Origin of the sequence: Pedobacter africanus (assembly GCF_040548825.1) — a bacterium.
Lineage (GTDB): Bacteria > Bacteroidota > Bacteroidia > Sphingobacteriales > Sphingobacteriaceae > Pedobacter > Pedobacter africanus_A.
The window spans coordinates 408,742-432,011 of the sequence record NZ_JBEPSL010000005.1; the positions used below are offsets into that span (position 1 = coordinate 408,742).

Consider the following 23,270-nt stretch of genomic DNA (forward strand, 5'->3'; position numbering starts at 1 on the left):
GGCATCACCATAATACTGGCATCCCAGATCAGAAGAAGCAAACTCCGGGTGCAACCGGAGTTTGCAGATGGTCTTAATTTATGTATCAGTTCAAACTAAAACCAACGCAATGTATTACAATTCTACACGTTTTGCAAGCCGGTGTGTTCCGGTATTTTATACTCCGTTTAACATTAAAAAATTAAAGTTTTTTATGAAAGTGAACGCGATCCTCTTAATGATTATTTTATTTGCCGTGAGCAGTATCAACGCTTCTCCGGGTTCTGCTCAAACGCTTTCCGATGTGAAGGTGTCGGTTGGGATGGATAAGGGGACGCTCAGGACTGCTTTTTCCCAGATTGAAAAGCAAACAGATTTCAGGTTTGCCTACCGCAATGAGCTGATCTCCGTATTTAAAAACCTCAGCATCAAAGGAGAGTTGCGTTCCGTTAAAAATACGCTGGATGAATTGCTGAAAGGCACTGGCCTTTCGTATAAGCAGCTTAACAACAGCATTATTGTTTTTAAGGAAAGTGCCCCTGCACAGAATCAGGTTTCAAGCCGGGATATTTATATCAATGGCCGGGTAACCGATGAAAACAACCTTCCGCTACCAGGTGTATCTGTAAAGATAAAAGGAACGAACAAGGGCGTAGTTACTGATAATGAAGGTAAATATATTATACAGGTGCCAAATGAAAGCGCTATTCTTGTCTTTAGTTACATAGGTTATCTTACTGCCGAAGGAACAGTGCAAAATGGCCGGATGACCAATATCCGTTTGAAACCGGATGTAGGATCGCTGGACGCGGTTGTTGTGATCGGATACGGTACCACAACGAAAAGGGCCAATACGGGGTCTGTTACTTCCATAACTTCAAAAACTATAGGGGCACAGCCGGTAAATGACCCGCTTTCTGCTTTGCAGGGCCGTGTTGCCGGTCTGGAAATTTCTGCCGTAACGGGCTATCCTGGCTCGGGTTATAATGTAAGGCTCCGTGGACAAAATTCAATTGGTGCCGGTAATGATCCGCTTTATATAGTAGACGGTGTGCCGTTTATTTCAGAGTCATTGAGCCAGTTTACCGGGGCAAATGGCAACCAAAGTCCACTCAGTAGTATCAATCCGGCTGATATTGAGCGTATAGATATTTTAAAGGATGCAGATGCAACAGCTATTTATGGCTCGAGGGCGGCAAATGGTGTGATCCTGATTACTACTAAATCAGGCAAAGCAGGTAAACCTGAAATTTCATTTAATGCCTACACGGGGCTGTCGAGGGTCAATAACCCTGTCAAAATGTTGAGTACCGCTGATTACCTTGAACTGAGGAGGGAGGCATTTAAAAATGACGGAGCTAATCCTACTGCAGATAATGCACCTGATCTAATGGTCTGGGACCAGAATGTTGATCAGAACTGGCAGAAGCGGCTGATTGGTAATTCTGCTGCCCTTACGGAGATCAGCACCTCCATAAGAGGGGGGACGGAGCAGACCAATTTTATGTTGGGTGGAACTTTCAGAAATGAAAAAACCGTTTTACCTGGTAATACAGGGTTAATGAAGGGGGCATTGAATATGTCTGTCACACATAAGTCGGCAGACGATAGGTTCAGGGTTGCCAGCTCGGTGAAATATGTTGCAGATCAGAACAACTCACTTGCGGCCGACCTGACGAGCTTTTTTAACCTGGCACCGAATTACCCGATCTATGACGCCAATGGGGCTTTCTACTGGTATAGCAACGACCAGAACCCGATTGCCTACCTGGAACGGAAAAGCCTTTCCAATACACAGAACATATTGGGCGATTTGAATGTGAGTTACCGGGTAACGGATGGATTAAGCTTAAGAGTAACGGGAGGTTTCAACCGGATGACAATGAACCAGGTGCAGACATCGCCAAAAGTGAGTTTTAACCCGTTGAATTATCCTGGTAGTATGGCTATTTATGGTAATTCCTACCTTAACTCTTTTATTGTGGAACCTCAGGCGGAGTATACGATGACGCTTGGAACCGGAAAATTTACAGCTTTGGCGGGAGGTACCTGGCAGCATACCCTGAGGGAGGGCAATTCTGTCACTGGAAACGGTTATGTAAGTGATGCCCAACTGGAGAATATTGCGGCGGCCGTTTCGCTTACACCCAGAACCTATAGCTATCGTAAATACAGATATACTTCTGTATTTGGAAGGCTGACCTATAACCTGAATGAAAAATATATCGTCAATGGGACATTCAGGAGAGATGGCTCATCCAGATTTGGTCCGGAAAAACGTTTTGGGAATTTCGGGGCTGTTGGTGCAGCCTGGTTGTTCAGTAACGAAGGTTTCCTTAAAAAATATTCAAATGTGCTGAGCTTCGGTAAATTAAGGGCTAGCTATGGTTTGGTCGGAAATGACCAGATCGGCGACTATGGTTATCTCGACAGTTGGTCCGCCACACGCTATCCTTACGGAGGATCAGGAGGTTTGACGCCTAGTAGGTTTGCAAACCCTTTGTACAGCTGGGAAGAAAATCGCAAACTGGAGTTCGGACTGGATCTTGGCTTTCTGAAAGACCGGATTTTGCTAACCACGAATTTTTATCGGAACCGTTCCGATAACCAGCTTATTGAATATGCACTTTCACCGCAATCGGGCTTTGATTCCTATACTGCTAATCTGCCTGCCCTTGTAGAAAACAAAGGCCTGGAGTTTGAGTTGTCGACAGTAAATATCAGGAACACTGATTTCTCATGGACCAGTGCGCTGAACCTGACCTTCTCGAAGAACAAGCTTTTGAAATACCCTAACCTGGAGAACACTTCCTACGCCGACGATTATGTGCTAGGGCAGCCACTTACTATTGTTAAGGGCTTTGGTTTTAAGGGGCTGGATGCACAAACAGGTGTACCTACTTTTATTGACCTGGATGGAGACGGGGCAATTTCTGATTCCAAGGACATGATTGTGATGGGACATACCGCTCCAGATTTCTTTGGAGGCTTACAGAACAGCTTTACTTACAAGAATTTAAGTCTGGATTTCTTTTTTCAATTTGTGAAACAGGAAGGGCCAGGCCTGAATTATGGATTTCTGAGCTATTCCAACGGTGAACGGGTGAACAAAGACCTGAGTGCCCTTGACCGCTGGCGTAACCCTGGAGATCCGGCTGTAATACCAGGAGCAAGTCTTACTTCAGGTAAGCCGATATATAATGCCTATCGGAATAATTACAGGCTTTCGGATGCCAATTGGGTTGACGCTTCATTTATAAGGCTCAAAAATGTATCCCTGCGTTACAATTTCGGGAGCCTGCTAAAAAGGCAAAACCTGAAAAACCTGACGGTTTATGTTCAGGGGCAAAACCTCTTTACATTGACCAAATACGATGGGTTTGATCCTGAAACAAAAGCTTATGTATTACCTCCGTTAAGCACTTATACTGCCGGTGTCCAAGTCTCATTCTAACATTTAAATTTTAAACGATGAAAGCTATTTATTATATATTGAGTGTATTGCTTCTGACCACAGTGTGCTCCTGTAAAAAATTTGTGGATGTAGGCGATCCTAAGGATCAGCTCGCAACCTCGGTGATCTTTGTAAATGATGCCACTGCTACAGCTAGCGTAGTTGGTATTTACAGTGATATGAACGCTTTTAATTACCAGTTTGCCAATGTATTAACCACATTCCTGGGCGCCATGAGCGCCGATGAGTTTACGTATGCGTCAACTCTGGCCAATTTTGATGAGTTTAAAAACAATTCCGTATTGCCCGGAAACCAGTATGCAGATATCCTGTGGTCGCAGCCTTATAATTTTATTTACAGGGCCAATGCCATTGTTGAAGGAGCTTCTGCTTCCACAACTTTAAGTTCGGTGACGAAAAATCAGGTATTGGGAGAGGCCAGGTTTATCCGTGCATTCTGCTATTTCTATCTGGTGAATATGTTTGGTGACGTGCCGCTGATCATGGATACGGACGTCATTAAAAATACCGATAAGGCCAGGACACCGAAAGCGGAAGTTTATACTGCAATTATTGAAGATCTTGTAGAAGCGAAGAAGCTATTGATCAACGAATATCCGGAAAATAGGGAAAGGATAAGGCCGAACAAGGTTGCTGCTACTCTGTTACTGGCAAGGGCCTATCTGTATAACGAAAATTATGTCCTGGCCGAGCAGGAGGCAGCAGCTGTGATTAGCAGCCCAGGCTATGCCTTGCTGGACAATGCTGATCCCACCAATGCTGCACATATGACCAAGGCATTTTTAAAGAACAGTAACGAAGCTGTCTGGCAGCTGCAGGTAGTAAATACAGCGCTGGGAAGAAATACATGGGAAGGGAATACCATTGTACCTGTTAGTACTCCGCTTTACCGGATGACTAAAGACGTCAATGGGCTTGTTCCTGCGTTCGAGTCTGGGGATAAACGTTTTACCAACTGGGTGGGTAAGTTTGTACCTCCTGCCACTCCGGATATTACACATTACTATCCTTTTAAATATAAAGTGAGAGTAGGAACAGCAGGGGTTGCACCTACCGAATATTCTATGGTTTTACGTTATGCGGAAGCTTATCTGATCAGGGCTGAGGCGAGGATACAGCAAAGCAAATTCAATGATGGCAAGGAAGACCTGAATGTAATCAGGAAACGTGCCGGACTTACAGATCTGAATACTCCTGCGTCTATTGCTGAAGGGATGCTGCTTGTTGAAAAGGAACGAAGAGTTGAACTGTTTGCGGAATGGGGGCACCGCTGGTTTGACCTCAAAAGATGGAAAAGTACAACAGGAATTGCCGGAAAAACCCGGGCAGATGATATTTTGCCAGCTACAAAGCCAGCCTGGAAATCGACTGCCGTTTTGTTCCCAATACCTACGACTGCCATCAGAACCAATAAAAACCTTACGCCCAATCCAGGTTATAACTAATTCACATCCCTATGTTTAAACATGCGTTAGCGTGCTGCCTGCTTGTACTTGCTTTATTGCAGGTACAGGCCCAGGTGGTACAGATCACCCCTGAAAAACCCCAAAGAGGAGATAAAGTGACCATCATTTATCATCCAGATGCTCCCGGAGCCGTTATTGGCCCGGATGCTAATGAGGTGATCATCAACTTTACCTATTCTACCTTTTATGAATTGCCCTGGAAACTGCCTATGACCAGGCAGGGAAAGGATTGGGTAGCCTCATTTGTGCTGCAGCGCTATGCTACTTTTGCTACCTTTTATTTCCAAAACGGAGCGCGTGGAGAACTGATAGATAAGCCGGCGGCTGATCGTCACTACTCAATTGCCGTGTACAAAGGAGATAAAAGGGTAAGGGATGGCTTTTTACATGAATCGTATAGTCTCGGTGCACAAATGCCCAAGTCGGCCCGTATCCCTTCCCTGCAACTGGAACTGCTGAAGAAGGAACTGGCAAATTATCCCGACAATTATGAAGCGAAGGTGCGCGAGCAAAGTGCATTGATGGCCATGGCAAAGCGCCCGGCCGAAAAGCTGAAACACAGAAATGAAGCCCGGAAAATTATTGCGGCCCAGTTTGAAAAGAACCCAACCTTTGGCGGTAACCTGAACAAAGTAACCATGGGTTACCTGATTATTGGCGAGAATTCCAGGCTTGATTCCATCCGTAAGGTGGTTTCTACCCGCTTCCCTGAATCAGACCTGGCCAAAGATTACCTCATCTCGGCTATTGGGAAAGAAAGGGATACCGTTAAGAAGATAAGCCAGCTGGAGGCGCTGTTAAAAAAGGGGAAGGAGACAGGCGAAAATTCTACCGACATACACCGCATGTTGTTTGAATATTATACCGCTAAGGGCGATGCAGGTAAATCAGTTTACCATGCCCGCAGAAGCCTGGGGCCACTGAACCCTTATACCTCACAACAATTAAAAGTAATTGCTGAGGAAATGACAAAGGCCAGGATAGCACCCGATACCGCCATTGCCTATGCAGAGGCGTCGTTAAAAATAGCCGACCAGTGGCCTATAGGTGTCATCAGGTATTTCCCAGAATATGGGCACATCTTACCCTATGTGGCAGACAGTACCCGTAAAAAGACGGTGGCCGAAGCAAGGTCCAGCCTGTATGCTATTATTGCGTTAAACAAACTGTATACCGGCAGCAAGGCCGGGGCACTGGAATATGCAGCAAAAGCGGCCGCTGCTGGCGCTAATAAAGAAAGCCTGATGCGCATTGCAGAAGTGTATGCACAAACAGCAAACCCTCAGAAAGCTTTTGAAGCAGTATGGGAAGTCCTGCTAAAAGATCCTTCAGACAACCAGGCCATCAGCGCTGCCCGAAAGAACTTTTTAGCCGCAAATGGTACAGCAGCTGAATTCAATTCCAGATTGAAGCAGCTGGAAGAACTGAAACTTGCACAGCTAAAAGAAGCCTTGAAAAAGCAGCTGATGAACAAGCCGGGGCCGGAACTTGCAAAATTAACCGATCTTAAGGGCAAGCCGGTTACCCCGGAAATGATGAAGGGTAAGGTGCTGATCCTTGATTTTTGGGCTACCTGGTGCGTACCTTGTATGCAGGAAATGCCTTACCTGCAAAAAGTTTACGATAAATATAAGCATCAGCCTGAGGTCATGTTTATGGTGGTAAACAGCGGAGCGCGCAACACCATTAAGGACGCCATTGGCTGGGAGGCCAAAAACCCGCAGTATACTTTTCCTTTATATTTTAACAACGATCCTGATATAGGAGAGAAAGTTGGCTTTACGCTGATCCCTACCATCGCTGTTATTGATCAGCAAGGTATGATGCAGTTCAGGACCATAGGTTTTGAAGGCGCCGAACTGGAACATAAACTGGCAGCGCAGATCGATATCTTGCTGCAGGCCGGGAAAAAGTAGCCTTTCCTTTGGGCTTTTAGTCGTATATTGGATGCATAAAACCCGGCACTTCCAATAAATTTATCGATGAAAGGTCTTTTGAAGTTCTGTTTCACGGTTATGCTCATTTTCATAGGCAAATTATTGCCTGCTGCGGCTGGACCGGGCCCGCTGCAGTTTTATTTTCAGCAGTTTGATAATCGCAATGGCCTTTCCAATAGTGCAGTAAACGTAGTATTTCAGGATAGAGACCAGCTTTTATGGGTTGGCACCTGGGATGGTTTAAACATGTACGACGGTACCGACTTCAGGGTTTTCAATTATAATGCGGAAAGCGAAGGAGGCAGCATCGGTAACAATGTTGTTCAGGACATTAAAGAAGACAAGGCCGGAAACATCTGGATCAGTACCATTGGCGGAATTACGCGCTTTGAAAAGTCGGCAGGTAAGTTTTACCGTTACTTCTATAACCAGGCAACAAAAAGAAGCATTGCAGAAAAGGAATATGAGCTGGTAATTGCTGCCGATGGAAGTGTTTATTGCTATAGCAAAACCTATGGCTTAAGCAGGTTCGAATTGCAAACGAACCTGTTCAGGCCAATCGGGCTTCCGTTCGGAACCAAAAAGATCTTAAAAATAGAAAGCGGGGCAGATGGCCTGGTCTGGTTCCTTCGCGATGACGGGCGGTTAACGGCTTGCAGCATGACTGCACAGGGGGTTAAACCGGTCAAAACCCTGGCAAATAGCCGCATCAGCAATTTTTTTGTGGTTAACCGTAAGCTTTTCTTTACAAATGCAGATAATGAGTTATGGCAGCTGGGCGCGCAGCTTGTTCCTCAAAAGATCAGCAGGCTCAGGGCGGGCGTTAAGTCCATCAGCTATTATCAATCCGGTTACCTGGTTGCCTGGGAAGGGCTTGGCATTGCTATGTTCGACAGCGAATTCAGGGCATCCGGCCTGATGCAGCAGGAGGTAAAACAACTGGCAAATACCAGGGTAACCTCTGTAGAAACGGCTAAAGACGGGGTACTATGGATCGGGACAGATGGCAATGGGCTCATCAAGATCCATCCAAAAACAAATCATTTCGGCCTGTTGAACCAGAACAGCATTGCAGACTTGAACAAACCGGTGCGTGCTTTTGAAGAAGCCGAAGGAAATTTATGGGTAGCCACCAAAGGCCGGGGTATTGTGGTTTTAGAGGGCTTCCTTTCAGGTGCCGGGCCAACAGGCTCCAGGCGGGCGCTCACTACAGATAATGGCCTGGAGAACAACTCGGTCTACGCCTTAAAAAGAGGAATGGAACCTTATATCTACATTGGCACAGATGGTGAAGGCATCGGTATTTACGATCTTCAGGCCAGGCGTCTGATGCGGTGGCGGGATGTTGGGGGAAGTTCCGGGCTGCCTTCCTTTGGCTCTGTTTATGCCATTTTGCAGGACGCCGACAGTTCGCTTTGGCTGGGTACAAGCGGACATGGGCTTGTCCACCTTAAGCTTGCCGGAAAGGGCAAACATTTAAAAGTAAGCTATTTTAAGCAGTACCTGTCGGGCGCAGCACAGGGGCCGGCCAATGACATCATTTATGCCCTATGTAACGATGGCAACCGGCTTTGGATAGCCTGCCGGTATGGGGGGCTGAGCGTGCTGGATAAAAAAACAGGGAAATTTAAAACTTTTAAAGCTTTTTCTTCTCCAACAGGCCTCACCAACAACGATGTACTTTCCCTGTATAAGGATAGCCGCAAAGGTTTATGGATCGGTACCAGCTATGGTTTAAATTGGCTGAGCCGGCAGGAATCCATAAAAGACAAACCGGTATTCCGGAAGTTCACCATGCAGGAAGGCCTGCCTAACAATACCATCCATGCCATTGAAGGTACACGTTCGGGCAATATATGGGTTAGCACCAATAAAGGCCTGGCCAGGCTAAACCCGGCAAATGGGGCAATTGCCAGTTTCAGGGAAAGCGACGGATTGCAAAGCAATGAGTTCAGTGATGGTGCAGTTTGGAAATCGGCATCAGGGGTACTATATTTTGGCGGCATTTACGGCTTTAATTATTTTGTTCCCGAAAACATTACCGGAAATAAACTGCAGCCAAATGTATTGGTTGCAGGGGTTCAGATGGGCGGGCAAAATCTGGACGCTAATCGCCTGCAGGTTGTAAAAACCACGCAAACTAAAATCCCCGCATATGTGCTGCCGCGCAAAAGTAATTTCTTCCAGCTGAGTTTAAAACCCATGAGTTTTTTAAATGAGGCCAAAAACGAGTTTGCCTATAAATTAGAAGGGCTGGATAAATCCTGGAATTATGCCGGGGCGGTAGGGAACATTGTGTACAATAATGTACCTCCCGGAAATTACACCATGCAGGTAAAATGGAGCAATGGCGAGGGGCTGTGGACGGAAGGCAGCAGCGTATTTAAGTTACATGTAGAACAATATTTCTGGCTCACCTATCCGGCTATGCTGGCCTACCTGTTTATTGTTGTCGCTTCGGGGTATGCTTTTCATCTGTACAGAAAAAACAAGCTGCAAATGAAATACCAGCTGCAGATGGAGCATTTGCTAAGGCAAAAGGATGAAGAAGAACATCAGCAGCGTCTGAACTTCTTTACCAATATAGCCCATGAGATCCAGACGCCTTTAACCATGATCATGGGCTCGGTTGAACATTACCTGCGCAGTAAAAGGAATGAACTGCTCAAGAACCGGGAAAACAATTATTTCATTTCCATTGTGCACCAGCATACGGCCAGGTTAACTTACCTGGTACAGCAGCTGCTCGAATTCAGGAAGGCCGAAGCGGGGTACCTGCAAAAGAACGAGGACTATGTAGACATCAGTAAAATGCTGAACAGCCTGTCTGAACTGTTTGTTCCACTGAGTACGCGGAACCAGCAGCAGTATACCAGGCAGGTGCAGGGCGGGATTGCAGGTTTTGTAGACAAGGACAAGTTTGAAAAGATATTATTTAACCTGTTGTCTAACGCTTTCAAACATTCGGGGCAGCAGGAGCGGATCTGTTTTTCGGCAACATACCATCCGGAGGAAAGCCTGCTCGAGGTAGCGGTCTCAAATTCAGGATGTACTTTAAAACAAGCACACCTGGACAAGATCTTCCATAAATTCTATGTGAGCAATGAACAGCAGACAGAAAAGTTCAGTACCGGTATAGGGCTGGCCTTTACCCGTGAGCTGGTTACGCTGATGGGGGCTGAAATTACGGTAGAACTGGAAGAGGATGTGATCACCTTTAAGGTTAGGGTAAAGCTGGCTGCTGCCGAAAATAAAGATGCCAAAGTGATTACCTCTGCGCCTTCATCCCTATATGAATCGCTGGTAGAGGTATATGAGCGGCCGGATCTTGTTCCGGCGGAGGAGGAGAATAAAAACAGTTTGATAGACAACCTGCAACAGGCAGAAAAACCCAGTATCCTCCTGGTAGAGGATGAGCCCGAGCTGCGGTACCTGATCAGGAACGTATTGAAAGAGCAATATGTGATTTATGAGGCCGGTACAGGGCTGGAAGCGCTTAGCTTTTTAAATAAAACCATCCCCAGCCTTATTGTTAGTGATGTAATGATGCCGGATATGGACGGCCTGGAGCTTTGCCGCACCGTTAAGCAGACCCCGGCAATGGCGCAGATCCCCTTTGTCATTTTATCTGCCCGGGGTTCTGAAGACCATAAAACCGAAGGTTACGAACTCGGTGCAGACGCCTATATCCCTAAACCTTTCCAGATCAACTACCTTCATGTACGCATCCGTAAACTGCTGGACAACCAGGCCCGTATGGATAGCCTGATCAAAGACCAGCACATTACCAATCAGTTTGTAGATGCAGATATTGCCGAAACAGACAAGAAGTTCCTGGAAGCATTGCTAAAGGTAATTGAAAACAATTTAAGCGAACCCGATCTGAACTCGGCTACACTTGAGGATGCGCTGTCCATCAGCAAAATGCAGCTGTACCGCAGATTGAAATCCCTTGCCGGGATGACCCCTGCTGAATTCATCAAGAGGATCCGGCTTAAACATGCTGCGGATATGCTGATTGCTTCCCAATACACGGTGTCTGAAATCTTTTACCGCACAGGTTTCAATAACAAATCTTATTTCTTCAGGGAATTTAAAAAGATTTACCGTTGCGCCCCAAATGAGTACCGGCAGCAGCAATACGAGGCAAATACGACCCATTTGTAACTATAGTGAACTAAAATGTAACTATAGTGCACTCTTCCCGGAGGCACACTACATAAATTTGATTTAACCAAATATATCACAGATGAAAAGAAATCTACACTTCTCTCTGGGTCTGGTACTTTTAATGGTACTGTCAGGATTTACGGTTCTGGCCCAGGTAAAACTAAGCGGAAAGGTTACGGATGAAAACAACCAGCCTTTACCAGGAGTTATTGTCCAGCAGCTCAATACGCAGAATAAAACCGCTACCGATGTTAACGGTGCTTATGTCATTACGCTCGAAGCGGCGGGCGGAAAAGCGCTGGTGTTTAGCTATGTGGGCTACACTCCTGTAACGGTGCCCTATACCGGTAATGCGGTATTGAATGCCGGCATGAAGCCCAGCGCTTCCGATCTGGATGAGGTTGTGGTAGTCGGCTACACCAGTCAAAAGAAATCTTCCCTTACCGGTGCCATAGGAACCGTTAACATGGCCGAGGCCGATAAACGCCGGGTACCGGATGTAGCCCAGGTTTTACAGGGCCAGGTGGCAGGAGTTCAGGTAACCCAGAGTACAGGGGCACCTGGCGATCCGATTAATATCCGGATTCGTGGAGAGGGTACTATAGGTAACAACAGTCCGCTGTTTATTGTTGATGGCGTACCTTCCAAAGACATATCATTCCTGAACCCTTCAGATATCAAGTCGATGACGGTGCTTAAAGATGCATCTGCAGCAGCCATATATGGATCAAGGGCCTCCGCAGGGGTGGTGGTCATTACCACAAATCAGGGCGTTGCCGGAAAATCCAGGATTGACTTTAATTATTTTAATGGAATCCAGAAAGCTACCAATTTGCCGCAGATGCTCAATGCCACGCAGTACTTAAATAAGCAGGAAGAAGCCTGGGTTAATGCCGGAAATACGGGCACCAACCCATATACTACGGCAAAGTCAAGAACAAACCTGGCCAATACAGACTGGCTTAACGAGCTGTTCGAGAACGGACATTCGCAGGGCGGACAATTGTCTGTTAGCGGCGGATCTGAAAAAGTACAGTATTTGCTGGCCGGGGGCTTTTACAAGCAGAATGGCATTGTGGTCTATAACAACGATGAATATAAGCGGATTAACTTTAGGGCAAACATAAATGCCAACGTTACAGACCGCTTTAAACTGGGAACCAATTTTCAGATCTCCAATGAAAGCCAGGATGCGCTTTCTTCAAAGGGAGACGCCCCGGGTATCATCCGTCATGCCTTTTTACGGCCGCCGGTATTGGGTGTCTATAAAGACCCTTCAGACCCTACATGGTCTGCCGACGATCCTTTTACCGATTTGCCTTTTTACCTGAATAATAACCAGGTAACCGGCTGGGACAAGAATTTTGAATTGAGCCAGAACCCGATCGCCCTCGCCTATTTCAGTAATGACAAGCGCAACAGCTTCCGCACTTTTGGAAATGTATACGGAGAATACGCACTACTGGCAGATCAGTCTTTAAAATTCCGTACAAACCTTGGTGTAGACCTGATGTTCCGTCACAACAAGCAATTTCTCAAAAATTTTGGCGACGATGACGGGCAAGGCGCAAAAGATGATTCCGGAAATTTTATTGATCCCGGGGCTGGCAGACAGAACCGGCCAAACGGTTTAAACGAGGAACGTGGACAGCAGACAAATTTTACCTGGAACAATACCCTGGCTTACGACAAAACAATAAACCAACATCAGGTAAGTGCATTGATCGGTTCTGAATACATCAGTAATAAATCTGATGCCATTTCAGCTTCCAGGCGCAGGTACGACTATACCATGGATACCTTTCAGTATATAGATTTTGGCGGTACCAGCAGAGACCTGTACAATGGTGGTTCAGGAGCAGAAAGTTCCTTGTTCTCGTTGTTTGGCTCGGCTACCTATTCTTATGGCAACAGGTATTTTGTTACCGGTAATTTAAGGGCAGATGCCTCGTCCAGGTTCGGAGAAAATCACAAATGGGGCTATTTCCCCTCGGTATCCGTGGGATGGAAAATATCTCAGGAGAACTTCATGAAAAATGCAGAATGGATCTCAGATTTAAAATTGAGGGCCAGTTACGGGCAGCTGGGTAACCAGGAAATTGGTGACTATACTTATTTAACGCTGATCCGCAAAGATGGAGAAGAATATAAGACAGACCGTTATGGTAATCCGGACCTGAAATGGGAAACTACCACGCAAACCAATATCGGACTGGATTTAGGCCTGATCAAAAACAGTCTGTACCTCTCTGCAGATTACTTTCATAAAGTTACCTCCGGAATTTTACTTCCCTTACAGCTCCCATCACTGGTTGGAGATGTAAAACCTACAAATGTTAACGCAGGCGAAGTACAGAACAAAGGATTTGAACTCGGCTTAACGTATACCAATCAACAGCATGAGTTTAAATATAGCATCAATGGTAACATTGCAACCCTAAAAAACAAGGTAACCAAACTGCATCCCAACCTCTCTTTGTTAGGAAGCCTGCAAAGCCCGTTCAGAACGGTAGTGGGCGAGTCGTTAAACTCATTTTATGGATACAAAATGATTGGCATCTATCAAAATGCAGCTGAAGTTGCCAGTTACTTACACGGCACACCAGGTTATACCGAAAAGCCAGGCGATATTAAATTCGCAGACCTGGATGGAAACGGTGTGATCAATGACAACGATAAGCAATTTATTGGCAGTAACATCCCGGATCTCACTTATGGCTTAACTTTTTCCGGCTCATACAAAGGATTTGATCTGTCTGTCCTGTTACAGGGGGTTGAGGGTATAGATAAATATAACCAGCTGAAACAGATTATTGATTACGACAGCAGGCCTTTTAACCATACGACTGCTGTGCTCCAAAGCTGGCATGGAGAGGGGACTTCCAATACCGTTCCGCGTTTAACCCTGGGAAAAAATGGCGGAGATAAAGTGTCTAGTGTGTTTGTAGAAAATGCCTCCTATTTCCGGGTTAAAAACATTGAACTGGGTTATTCCTTTGGCCCGATTGTTAAAAAAATGAATATCGGCGTACAAAACATCAGGCTGTATGTTTCCGGGCAAAACCTGTATACCCGTACCAAATACAGTGGTTTAGACCCTGAAACGGTAGATGCGCAGGATTTCGGAACCTATCCCCAATCCAAAGCATTTTTGTTCGGTGTAAATGTAAACTTCTAATAAAATCATATGAAAACGATATATATATCATTTGTAACTGCACTGATAATTATGGCTGCAGGTTGCAAAAAGGAACTTTATAAAGATCCGATAGGATTAATTACTCCAGAGCAGGTGAGTACAGACCCTACGGCAAATACCATTCTTTCTTCGGTAAATTCATCTTATAAAATGCTGTCCAACACCCTGAACCTTTTAGGTAGCTGGAATTGGGACAATGGGGTGGTTTTTAGGAATGATTTTATTGTTCAGGACATTGCCTCTGATGATGCCATGAAAAAATGGACTTCAGATGGAGACCAGGCCTGGATGGATGATGTAGATAATTTTAGCTTCACCAGCTCCAATCAGGCTTTTAATGGGATATGGAGCTACGATTACGAAGGCATAGCCAGGGCAAACAGAGCTTTATATTATTTAACAGACGATGCACTTGTTGCCAAAACCGGTATCAATGCAGCCTTAAGAAGCCGTTTATTGGGAGAAGCCTATTTTTTAAGGGCTTACTATTACTTTGACCTTGTTAATAATTTTGGGGATGTGCCTATGGTATTAAAGCCATTAACCAGTTTTAATGAGGCTTATGAAGTTGCCGTAAGGGCTCCCAAAGCACAGGTATGGGCACAGATCTCTGCAGATCTTGCTGCCGCAAAAGGCAGTCTGCCAGCTGGCAAATTTTCTGATGGCACAGATAAATGGAGGGTTTCTCAAGGCGCAGTGATTGCTTTACAAGCTAAAGTAGCCCTGTTTAATGAAAGGTATGCAGAGGTAATTACCCTGGTTAATGAATTGCAGACCTTAAACTTTTACAGCCTCAATGCGAATTATTTCGACAGCTTTGATCAAACCAAGGAGTTTGCAGACAACGAGGTAATTTTTGCGTATAACCATACTTCCGGGCAAACACCTGGCAACGGAAATGGTTATTGTGCCCCCCTGGGCTGGGGCTTTTTTGCACCAACAGCAAATTTTATTGCCGCTTTTGAGGCAAACGACCCAAGATTGGGTTATACTGTTGATGTGCCGAACCAAAGGATCTATAAACTGCTGGGCGAGAAGACCGGTGCAAACAAGGGGAATGACGATGCCCCGAATAACAAGATCTATATCCGTTATGCAGATGTGCTGTTGTGGAAAGCAGAGGCTTTAAATGAAACCAATGACCAGCCGGGCGCCATTGCCATTATCAATGCCGTAAGGACAAGGGCCAGAACAACGCCAACCATTACAGGTACACCGGTTCCGGCCGGAACACTTCCTAACCGTCCGGCCAGCACAGATAAAGCGCAGGTAAAAACCTGGCTAATGCAGGAGCGGAGAGTAGAACTTGGTTTGGAAGGTGAGCGTTTCCTCGATTTAAAGCGCTGGAAAACAGCCAAGGCGGTGTTAACGGCACAAGGCAAAAATTTTCAGGACAGAAGTTACCTGTATCCAATCCCTCAGGGCGAAGTGAGCAAAACCAATGGTGTCATCACCCAAAACCAGGATTATTAGCTAACTGTTAATCCATTGAATTTAAAACAGCTGATATGAAAGACCTGGCACAGAGATTTGTACAAAACCCATTGTTATCACCAAAAGATTTAAAACCAAGCAGGCAGGGACTGGAAATTACCTGCCTGCTCAACCCCGGCGTTTTTACGTTTGAAGGTAAAACCTGGCTCCTTGTTCGGGTGGCCGAGCGGCCACAACAGCAGCCGGGCGTTATCTCCTTCCCGGTGCTGAAAGGCGATGGCATAGAGATCATTGAAATTTCGGCCAGTGATCCTGAGCTCAACGCCGATGATCCGCGGGTAATCCATTATAAAGACAAAGATTATTTAACCACACTGTCTCACCTCAGGCTGCTTTGCAGCAGCGATGGCATCCGGTTTTATGAGCCGGAAGGTTATCCATATTTACAGGGGCAAACTTTGCAGGAGGCTTTCGGTATTGAAGACTGCCGGGTAACTTTTCTTGATGGGGTTTACCACCTAACCTATACGGCCGTATCAGCGCTGGGCGTGGGCGTGGGCTTGCGTACCACAACAGACTGGAAACATTTTAAGCAAGAGGGGATGATCATTCCGCCGCACAATAAAGACTGCGCCATTTTTGAAGAAAAGATCAATGGAAAGTTTTATGCCCTGCACCGGCCAAGCAGTGTAGATATTGGGGGCAATTACATCTGGATCGCCGAATCGCCTGATGGCATACATTGGGGCAGGCACAGGTGTATCATTACCACCCGCAGGAACAGCTGGGACAGTGCAAGGGTTGGTGCGGGCGCTGCCCCTATAAAGACAGAAAAAGGCTGGCTGGAAATTTATCATGGTGCCAATACCGCACATCAGTATTGCCTGGGGGCATTTCTGATGGATCTGAATGACCCTGGCATTGTACTGGCCAGATCGGAAGAGCCCATCATGAGGCCGCTGGAAGAATACGAGCTCAGTGGTTTTTTTGGCCATGTGGTGTTTACCAATGGCCATGTAACCAACGGAGATGAACTAACTGTTTATTATGGAGCTGCAGATGAGTTTGTTTGCGGGGCTAAATTTTCCATAGCTGAAATCCTGGATTCCTTAACCTACCAACATGATCAATAAATTAAAATCTGAAATTGCGCATTTTAAGGCCCAGTCGCACAACTTTAAAGTACTTACCTTAACCAATCTTATCTACAGCATTGTATTGCCGGTAATAGATATTTTTGTGGCCGCCTACGTGATGCGGAGTTCCAACGACCCGGTAAAGGTGGTGGTGTACCAGCTTACCATTTATACCGGTATCCCATTAACTTTTCTAATCAATGGCTGGCTGTTAAACCGCTTTCCCATTAAAGTGCTGTATTCCCTTGGCATGGTGCTTAGCGCCGTTTCCATGATGATCATGATGTCATTAACCACGCTCGATATTACCGGCATCGGCATTGCCGGTATTGTAATGGGGATGTCGTTTGGCTTTTACTGGGCCAACCGTGATTTCCTGGCCCTGGCCACCACCAACGATGGGAACCGCAATTATTATTATGGCCTGGAAACTTTTTTTTATACGATCATTGCCGTGGTTATACCGGTAATGATTGGCTGGTTCATTGAAGGGCTTGCCGGTACGGGCGATGCCAAGCTGGCCTATAAAATAGTTACCGGTATTGTGTTTGTAATTACCCTTGCCGCCTCTGTTATGTGTTTTACCGGTAAATTCGTAAACCCCATTAGCAAGCGGTTCATCTATTTTAAGTTTAACCCTTATTGGTACAGGCTCATGTTTCTGGCGGTGCTTAAAGGCCTGGTACAGGGTTTTCTGGTTACCGCACCGGCTATGCTCATTATGCTTTTGCTGGGTAAAGAAGGTGCACTGGGCACGGCACAATCGGTAGGCGCTGTATTTGCTGCCGTGCTGATGTATATTATTGGCCGCAAAACCGGCCCGCAACACCGGGTTTATGTATTTGGTATAGGTTTGGTGCTGTTTACCATTGCTGCCCTTATTAACGGCATCCTGTTTAACGAAACCGGCGTAATCCTGTTCATGCTGTTCCTGCTGCTGGCCAAACCTTTACTAGACCTGGCTTATTTTCCTATACAGTTCAGTGTAATTGATATCCTTACCAAAAAAGAGAAACGGAGCGAATTTGCCTATATCCTTAACCACGAAGCCGGCCTGTATATAGGCAGGTTAACCGGGGCAGGCACCTTTTTGCTGCTTGCATATAGCTTTTCCAATGAAATTGCATTAAGGTACGCCATCATTATTGTGGCCGTATTGCAGCTCAGTTCTTACTGGGTGGCAAAGGGCATCATTAAAAAAGGAAAAATTATGAACCAGGAACTGGAACTTGATGAACGGAGCCTTGCCGAAACCGCAAATCCTGCCCAGTCTGTAGTTTAATTGATATATTTAGAACCACCCAATGAACATGAAATTTAAGCTGTTTGCACCATTTACACTCCTGCTCCTTTTTATAGTTACACTTAGCTTTGCACAGGTTAAACAGGTTGCTATTGAACGCGTAAACAAGATGGCCAACCTGCCCCAGCCCTTACAAATTATAGACTGGAAGGCCATGGCCCTTAATTTTGACCGTACCGTATACGATTTTAATGCAAAGGGCAAGTACTGGCCTATGGTGTGGATAGACAGTACAGGCAAAAATTTTAACCAGCCTGTTGTGGGGATGTATACGGCCATTGGCGATGTGCGGCAGGGCCTGCAGTACAATAAAGGCATGTTTCATGAAGCCCTGGCCAATATGGGTTCTGTATTGGGCGCCACACTGGTAGGCTTAGATAAAAGCCGGCAACAGGGCCGGAATTATGTGGGGATGCTGAAAAATTACTTTAATAAAGACACCGGCTGGGACATCATGATGAACAATACTGCCCCCGAGGTTGCCCTGCTGGGCGGGGGCTATGGCCGGGATTGGTGGTACGATGTATACCCTAACGTGCTTTTTTATGCCATTTATAACCAGTACCCGGCCGAACCTGGTTTTGAGCAGATGGCCAGGAGTATTGCTGAAAAGTTTTTCAAGGCAGATTCTATCCTGAACGGCAATTACCACTATTCATACTTTGATTACGGGAAAATGAAACCCATGACCAACCAGATCTGTGCACAGCCAGATGCAGCGGCGGGCCATGCTTATGTACTGTATGCCGCTTATAAGAAATTTGGTGACCCACGTTACCTTAAAGGGGCAATAAGTGCAATGAAGGCCCTTGAAAATCAACCGGTAAACCCTACCTACGAGTTGCTGATGCCTTTTGGGGCTTACCTGGCTGCCCGCATGAATGCAGAGCAGGGAACTACTTTTAATACGGCCAAAATGCTGGACTGGACTTTTGACGGAACTGCCGTTTGCCGCGAAGGCTGGGGTTTTTTGGTGGGCAAATGGAATGGCTTTGACATTTCGGGGACTGTAGGCAGCACGGTTGACCACGGAGGTTATGCCTTTTTAATGAATACCTTTGATGCGGCATGGCCACTTGTACCTATGGTAAAGTACCAGCCGCAATATGCCAATGCCATCGGCAAATGGATGCTGAATGCAGTAAACGCCTCCAGGTTATTTTACCCGCAATATATGCCCCCGGCCCATCAGACCATACCAGAGCTGGCCCAGGTTACAAAGGGCGTAATTGCCTACGAGGGTTTTGCTAAGGCCTCTACATTTGATACACTTTATCAGTCTTTAAAGGCCCCGGTTGCGCAGGGCGATGGCCCGAAATGGGTACCCGGCAAAAATCCGGAGGTATCGCAGTTTAGTGTGTATGGCAGTGCCCATGTGGGTATCTTTGGCGGTATTGTAAAAGAAACTGAAGTAAAAGGCCTGCTTGGCCTCAATTTAGGCGCTACAGATTTCTATGCTCAAAAATCATATCCAACCTATTTGTTTTATAACCCTTATGGCGCTGTTAAAACAATCGGCTTCAGGCCAACTGCCGGTAAAGGCAAAAAATCGGATGTTTATGACCTGGTTTCACAACGTTTTATTGCCCGTAACGTGAGCGCCACTACAAGGGTTGCTGTGCCTGCATCCGGATCGGTAGTACTGGTGTGTGTGCCGGCGGGGGCTAAGGCCGTTGCAAAAAATGGGCAGTTGTCTGTAGGCGGCGTAGTTGTAGATTATCAGTATAAAAAGTAATTATTCCGTATGTTTGCCTGCATGTCAGCAAACAAGCCAAATATTGCAATTATAGGTCTGGGTTATGTAGGCCTTCCTCTGGCTATTGAATTTGCAAAGCAGTACCAGGTGCTGGGTTTCGATATTGACCAGGCAAGGGTAGAAGAGCTTAAAGCCTGTAAAGACCGGACCAAAGAAGCCGATCTGAATGCATTGCAGAAAGTGTTGGACCAGGGGCTCAGGCTTTCTTCAGACCAGCATGCACTGGCCGATTGTAATGTATATATTGTTACGGTGCCCACACCGATAGACCAGTTTAAGGCACCAGACCTCAAGCCTTTGCTAAAAGCTTCTGAAATGCTGGCTGCCTTTTTATCCAAAGGGGACATCGTGATTTACGAATCAACCGTTTACCCGGGCTGTACCGAGGAAGATTGTGTGCCTGTGCTCGAAAAATACTCCGGACTGAAATACAATGCAGATTTTTACTGCGGCTATTCCCCCGAGCGGATCAACCCTGGCGACAAGGTCAATACGCTTACCAGAATCATTAAAGTTACCTCAGGTTCAACACCCGAAGTGGCCGATTGGATAGACAGCTTGTATGGTAGCATCATCACCGCAGGTACCCATAAAGCACCCAGCATCAAAGTGGCAGAAGCATCAAAGGCTATAGAAAACGCACAGCGCGATGTTAACATTTCTTTTGTAAATGAACTGGCCCTGATATTTGATAAACTGGATATTGATACTGCAGATGTGATTGCTGCTGCCGGCACGAAGTGGAACTTTTTGAAATACAAACCAGGCCTGGTTGGTGGGCATTGCATCGGTGTAGACCCCTATTACCTGGCCCATAAATCAAATGCCCTGGGGTATACCCCACAGGTAATTCTTTCAGGCCGTAGGGTAAATGAAAATATGGGTGTTTTTGTGGCCAGTAAGGTAGTGAAACTGATGATCGCCAATGGGTCTGCTGTAAAGGGCGAGAAAGCGCTTATCCTGGGCTTTGCCTTCAAAGAGAACTGCCCCGACATCAGAAATACCAGGGTGATTGACATTTATACCGAGCTGCAGCAGTTTGGGATGCAGGTTGAGGTTTATGATCCATGGGCAAATGCAGATGAGGTTGCCCTGGAATATGGGATTACCCTTAAACCAGACTTAACAGGCTTTGATTACAAGGCCATTGTAATTGCGGTTGCGCACAATGAATTCCTGGAGCTGGATTATGCGCAATATAAAGCAAACGGTGCCATCATTTTTGATACCAAATCCTTTATAGACCGCAGGTTTGCGGATGCGAGGCTGTAAGAAAAATTAAAAATTCCGTATGTTTACAGCTTAATTAAGAAAATTAGAATTGATGAAAGTTGCGTTAATAACCGGTGTTACAGGACAGGATGGAGCATATTTAGCTGAGTTTTTGCTTAAAAAGGGATATTTTGTACATGGATTAAAAAGACGGGCTTCATCATTCAATACCGATCGTATAGATCACCTGTACCACGACCAGCACGAAGAAGGCGCAAAATTTAAGCTGCACTACGGAGACCTTACCGATTCTACCAACCTGATCCGCATCATACAGGAAATACAGCCAGACGAAATTTATAACCTTGCGGCCATGAGCCATGTGCATGTTAGTTTTGAAATGCCCGAATATACGGCCAATGCCGATGGAATAGGTACTTTGAGGCTGCTGGAGGCCATCCGGATTTTAGGTCTTGAGGCTAAAACCAAGGTTTATCAGGCTTCCACATCCGAGCTTTATGGATTGGTACAGGCTGTTCCGCAAAGCGAAACCACACCGTTTTATCCGCGTTCGCCTTATGCTGCGGCCAAAATGTATGCCTATTGGATCACTGTAAACTACCGTGAAGCTTATAACATGTACGCCTGCAACGGCATTTTGTTTAACCACGAAAGCCCGCTTAGGGGCGAGACCTTTGTTACCCGTAAAATTACGCGTGCGGCCTGCAAAATTGCACTGGGCCTGCAAAACTGCCTGTACCTGGGTAACCTTTCGGCACAGCGCGACTGGGGCCATGCCAAAGATTATATTGAGGCCATGTGGCTGATCCTTCAGCAGGAAAAACCTGAAGACTTTGTGATTGCTACAGGCGTTACTACTACCGTAAGGGATTTTGTAAAGATGAGCTTTGCAGAGCTGGGTATAGAAGTAGAGTTTAGCGGCAAAGACCAGTACGAGCGTGGGGTGATCATTGATGTAGACCAGGAGGCTGTGGCCAGGCTGGGCTTAAATGATACTTACCTGAAACCGGGTACAATAGTAGTACAGGTAGACGAGAAATACTACCGCCCTACAGAGGTAGACCTGTTGCTGGGCGATCCTACCAAGGCCAATACCAAGCTGGGCTGGAAGCCAAAATACGACCTGCCAGGCCTGGTGAAAGACATGATCCAGTCAGACCTGCACCTCATGAAAAAAGATGAGTACCTGAAGCAGGGCGGATATAAAACCCTTAATTATTTCGAGTAGCCCTGTATTTGGCCAGGTTAATGAGCAATACACTGGCCAGGATAACTACCAGGCCTATGATCTGAATGAAAGTTACCCTTTCACTGGTAAACAATACACTCAACAATACCGCCACCACGGGGTTAACATAGGCGTAAGTACTCACCTGTGTTGCCGGGCGTACGCTTAACAACCATACATAAGCACTAAATGCGGCAATAGAGCCGAATATCACCAGGTAAGCTACAGACAGCCAGGCATCGGTTGATACATTTTGCCAGTTGAAAGTTTTGCTTTCTGAGTTCAGGAATATCCCCGGTATAAAGGCCAGTCCGGCAGCCAGCATCTGCCAGGAAGTAGTAACCGACACAGAAACAGTGTCTGTTGAATTGTATTTTGAATATAACGATCCTGCGGCCCAGCCAATCGGCGCCAGCAATAACAGTACAATACCTATAATTTGTGTGCTGCCCTGATTGTTGCTCAGCGTATGCGATAATTGCTCGGCAAAGAGTAAAATTACACCTATAAAGCCCACAATAAGCCCCATTATGGTAGATTTGCTGCGCAGGTTTTCGCCCCATTTGGGCTTATCCAGCACCACAAACCACATGGCAGCTGAAGACACAAGGATAGCCACCAGGCCGCTGGGGATAGACTGCTCTACCCAGATCACCAGCCCGTTCCCTACGCCCAGCATCAGCACCCCGGCTATGGCTGCCTGCTTAATGCTCTTTTTATCGATAACCTTTTCTCCTTTCAGGATACACCATCCCAGCAACAATATGCCAGCCGCCAGAAAGCGGAAAGCACCCAGTATAAAGGGAGGGAATCCCGCCAGGGCTTTCTGGATAAAGAAATAGGTAGAACCCCATACGATATAGACTACGGCGAAGGCAATAATCACCATCAAAGGGGAGGCTTTTTTGTTCAATTGTGAGGGCATGACTTATTATTTTTCGGGAACGACAAAAT

The 23,270-nt window shown here is 46.1% G+C and carries 12 protein-coding genes; 11 read left to right on the forward strand and 1 reads right to left on the reverse strand.

The window, feature by feature from the left end; translation table 11 throughout:
• Positions 1-193: 193 nt before the first annotated feature.
• From ABIE26_RS23550 to gmd, 11 genes are all read left to right on the forward strand, one after another.
• Entirely contained in the window at positions 194-3,433 is a 3,240-nt protein-coding gene (locus ABIE26_RS23550; RefSeq protein WP_310145793.1) for a TonB-dependent receptor, read from the forward strand.
• A gap of 17 nt (positions 3,434-3,450) precedes the next feature.
• Complete coding sequence (locus ABIE26_RS23555) at positions 3,451-4,899, forward strand: RagB/SusD family nutrient uptake outer membrane protein (RefSeq protein ID WP_310145792.1); 1,449 nt, start codon at positions 3,451-3,453, stop codon at positions 4,897-4,899.
• A gap of 11 nt (positions 4,900-4,910) precedes the next feature.
• Positions 4,911-6,836, forward strand: coding sequence for a TlpA family protein disulfide reductase (locus ABIE26_RS23560; RefSeq protein ID WP_310145790.1), 1,926 nt, complete (start codon positions 4,911-4,913; stop codon positions 6,834-6,836).
• A 99-nt stretch (positions 6,837-6,935) separates the two neighbouring features.
• Entirely contained in the window at positions 6,936-11,024 is a 4,089-nt protein-coding gene (locus ABIE26_RS23565; RefSeq protein WP_310145789.1) for a hybrid sensor histidine kinase/response regulator transcription factor, read from the forward strand.
• Between the two features lie 82 nt (positions 11,025-11,106).
• Positions 11,107-14,205 carry a SusC/RagA family TonB-linked outer membrane protein gene (locus ABIE26_RS23570; RefSeq protein ID WP_310145788.1) on the forward strand — a complete coding sequence of 1,033 codons (3,099 nt, stop codon included), beginning with the start codon at positions 11,107-11,109 and terminating at the stop codon, positions 14,203-14,205.
• A 9-nt stretch (positions 14,206-14,214) separates the two neighbouring features.
• Positions 14,215-15,699 carry a RagB/SusD family nutrient uptake outer membrane protein gene (locus ABIE26_RS23575; protein WP_310145786.1) on the forward strand — a complete coding sequence of 495 codons (1,485 nt, stop codon included), beginning with the start codon at positions 14,215-14,217 and terminating at the stop codon, positions 15,697-15,699.
• Between the two features lie 35 nt (positions 15,700-15,734).
• Positions 15,735-16,793 (forward strand): glycoside hydrolase family 130 protein, encoded by a 1,059-nt coding sequence (locus ABIE26_RS23580; protein WP_310145784.1) that lies wholly within the window; start codon positions 15,735-15,737, stop codon positions 16,791-16,793.
• Positions 16,783-18,078: an MFS transporter gene (locus ABIE26_RS23585; protein ID WP_310145782.1), complete on the forward strand. Its 1,296-nt coding sequence runs from the start codon at positions 16,783-16,785 to the stop codon at positions 18,076-18,078. Before ABIE26_RS23580 ends, ABIE26_RS23585 begins: the two co-directional genes overlap by 11 nt.
• Positions 18,079-18,100: 22 nt before the next feature.
• On the forward strand, positions 18,101-19,834 hold the full coding sequence (locus ABIE26_RS23590; protein ID WP_310145781.1) for a hypothetical protein: 1,734 nt from the start codon (positions 18,101-18,103) through the stop codon (positions 19,832-19,834).
• A gap of 21 nt (positions 19,835-19,855) precedes the next feature.
• Positions 19,856-21,127, forward strand: coding sequence for a nucleotide sugar dehydrogenase (locus ABIE26_RS23595; protein ID WP_310145780.1), 1,272 nt, complete (start codon positions 19,856-19,858; stop codon positions 21,125-21,127).
• A 52-nt stretch (positions 21,128-21,179) separates the two neighbouring features.
• On the forward strand, positions 21,180-22,316 hold the full coding sequence (gene gmd, locus ABIE26_RS23600) for a GDP-mannose 4,6-dehydratase (RefSeq protein ID WP_310145779.1): 1,137 nt from the start codon (positions 21,180-21,182) through the stop codon (positions 22,314-22,316).
• Here gmd and ABIE26_RS23605 read toward each other — a convergent pair.
• Positions 22,300-23,241 carry an EamA family transporter gene (locus ABIE26_RS23605; RefSeq protein WP_310145778.1) on the reverse strand — a complete coding sequence of 314 codons (942 nt, stop codon included), beginning with the start codon at positions 23,239-23,241 and terminating at the stop codon, positions 22,300-22,302. The genes gmd and ABIE26_RS23605 overlap by 17 nt on opposite strands.
• Between the last annotated feature and the right edge of the window lie 29 nt (positions 23,242-23,270).

Excerpts from the sequence above, each read along its gene's own strand:
- ABIE26_RS23550 (WP_310145793.1), top strand. The coding sequence starts at position 194 with ATGAAAGTGAACGCGATCCTCTTAATGATTATTTTATTTGCCGTGAGC.
- ABIE26_RS23555 (WP_310145792.1), top strand. The coding sequence starts at position 3,451 with ATGAAAGCTATTTATTATATATTGAGTGTATTGCTTCTGACCACAGTG.
- ABIE26_RS23560 (WP_310145790.1), top strand. The coding sequence starts at position 4,911 with ATGTTTAAACATGCGTTAGCGTGCTGCCTGCTTGTACTTGCTTTATTG.
- ABIE26_RS23565 (WP_310145789.1), top strand. The coding sequence starts at position 6,936 with ATGCTCATTTTCATAGGCAAATTATTGCCTGCTGCGGCTGGACCGGGC.
- ABIE26_RS23570 (WP_310145788.1), top strand. The coding sequence starts at position 11,107 with ATGAAAAGAAATCTACACTTCTCTCTGGGTCTGGTACTTTTAATGGTA.
- ABIE26_RS23575 (WP_310145786.1), top strand. The coding sequence starts at position 14,215 with ATGAAAACGATATATATATCATTTGTAACTGCACTGATAATTATGGCT.
- ABIE26_RS23580 (WP_310145784.1), top strand. The coding sequence starts at position 15,735 with ATGAAAGACCTGGCACAGAGATTTGTACAAAACCCATTGTTATCACCA.
- ABIE26_RS23585 (WP_310145782.1), top strand. The coding sequence starts at position 16,783 with ATGATCAATAAATTAAAATCTGAAATTGCGCATTTTAAGGCCCAGTCG.
- ABIE26_RS23590 (WP_310145781.1), top strand. The coding sequence starts at position 18,101 with ATGAACATGAAATTTAAGCTGTTTGCACCATTTACACTCCTGCTCCTT.
- ABIE26_RS23595 (WP_310145780.1), top strand. The coding sequence starts at position 19,856 with ATGTCAGCAAACAAGCCAAATATTGCAATTATAGGTCTGGGTTATGTA.
- gmd (WP_310145779.1), top strand. The coding sequence starts at position 21,180 with ATGAAAGTTGCGTTAATAACCGGTGTTACAGGACAGGATGGAGCATAT.
- ABIE26_RS23605 (WP_310145778.1), bottom strand. The coding sequence starts at position 23,241 with ATGCCCTCACAATTGAACAAAAAAGCCTCCCCTTTGATGGTGATTATT.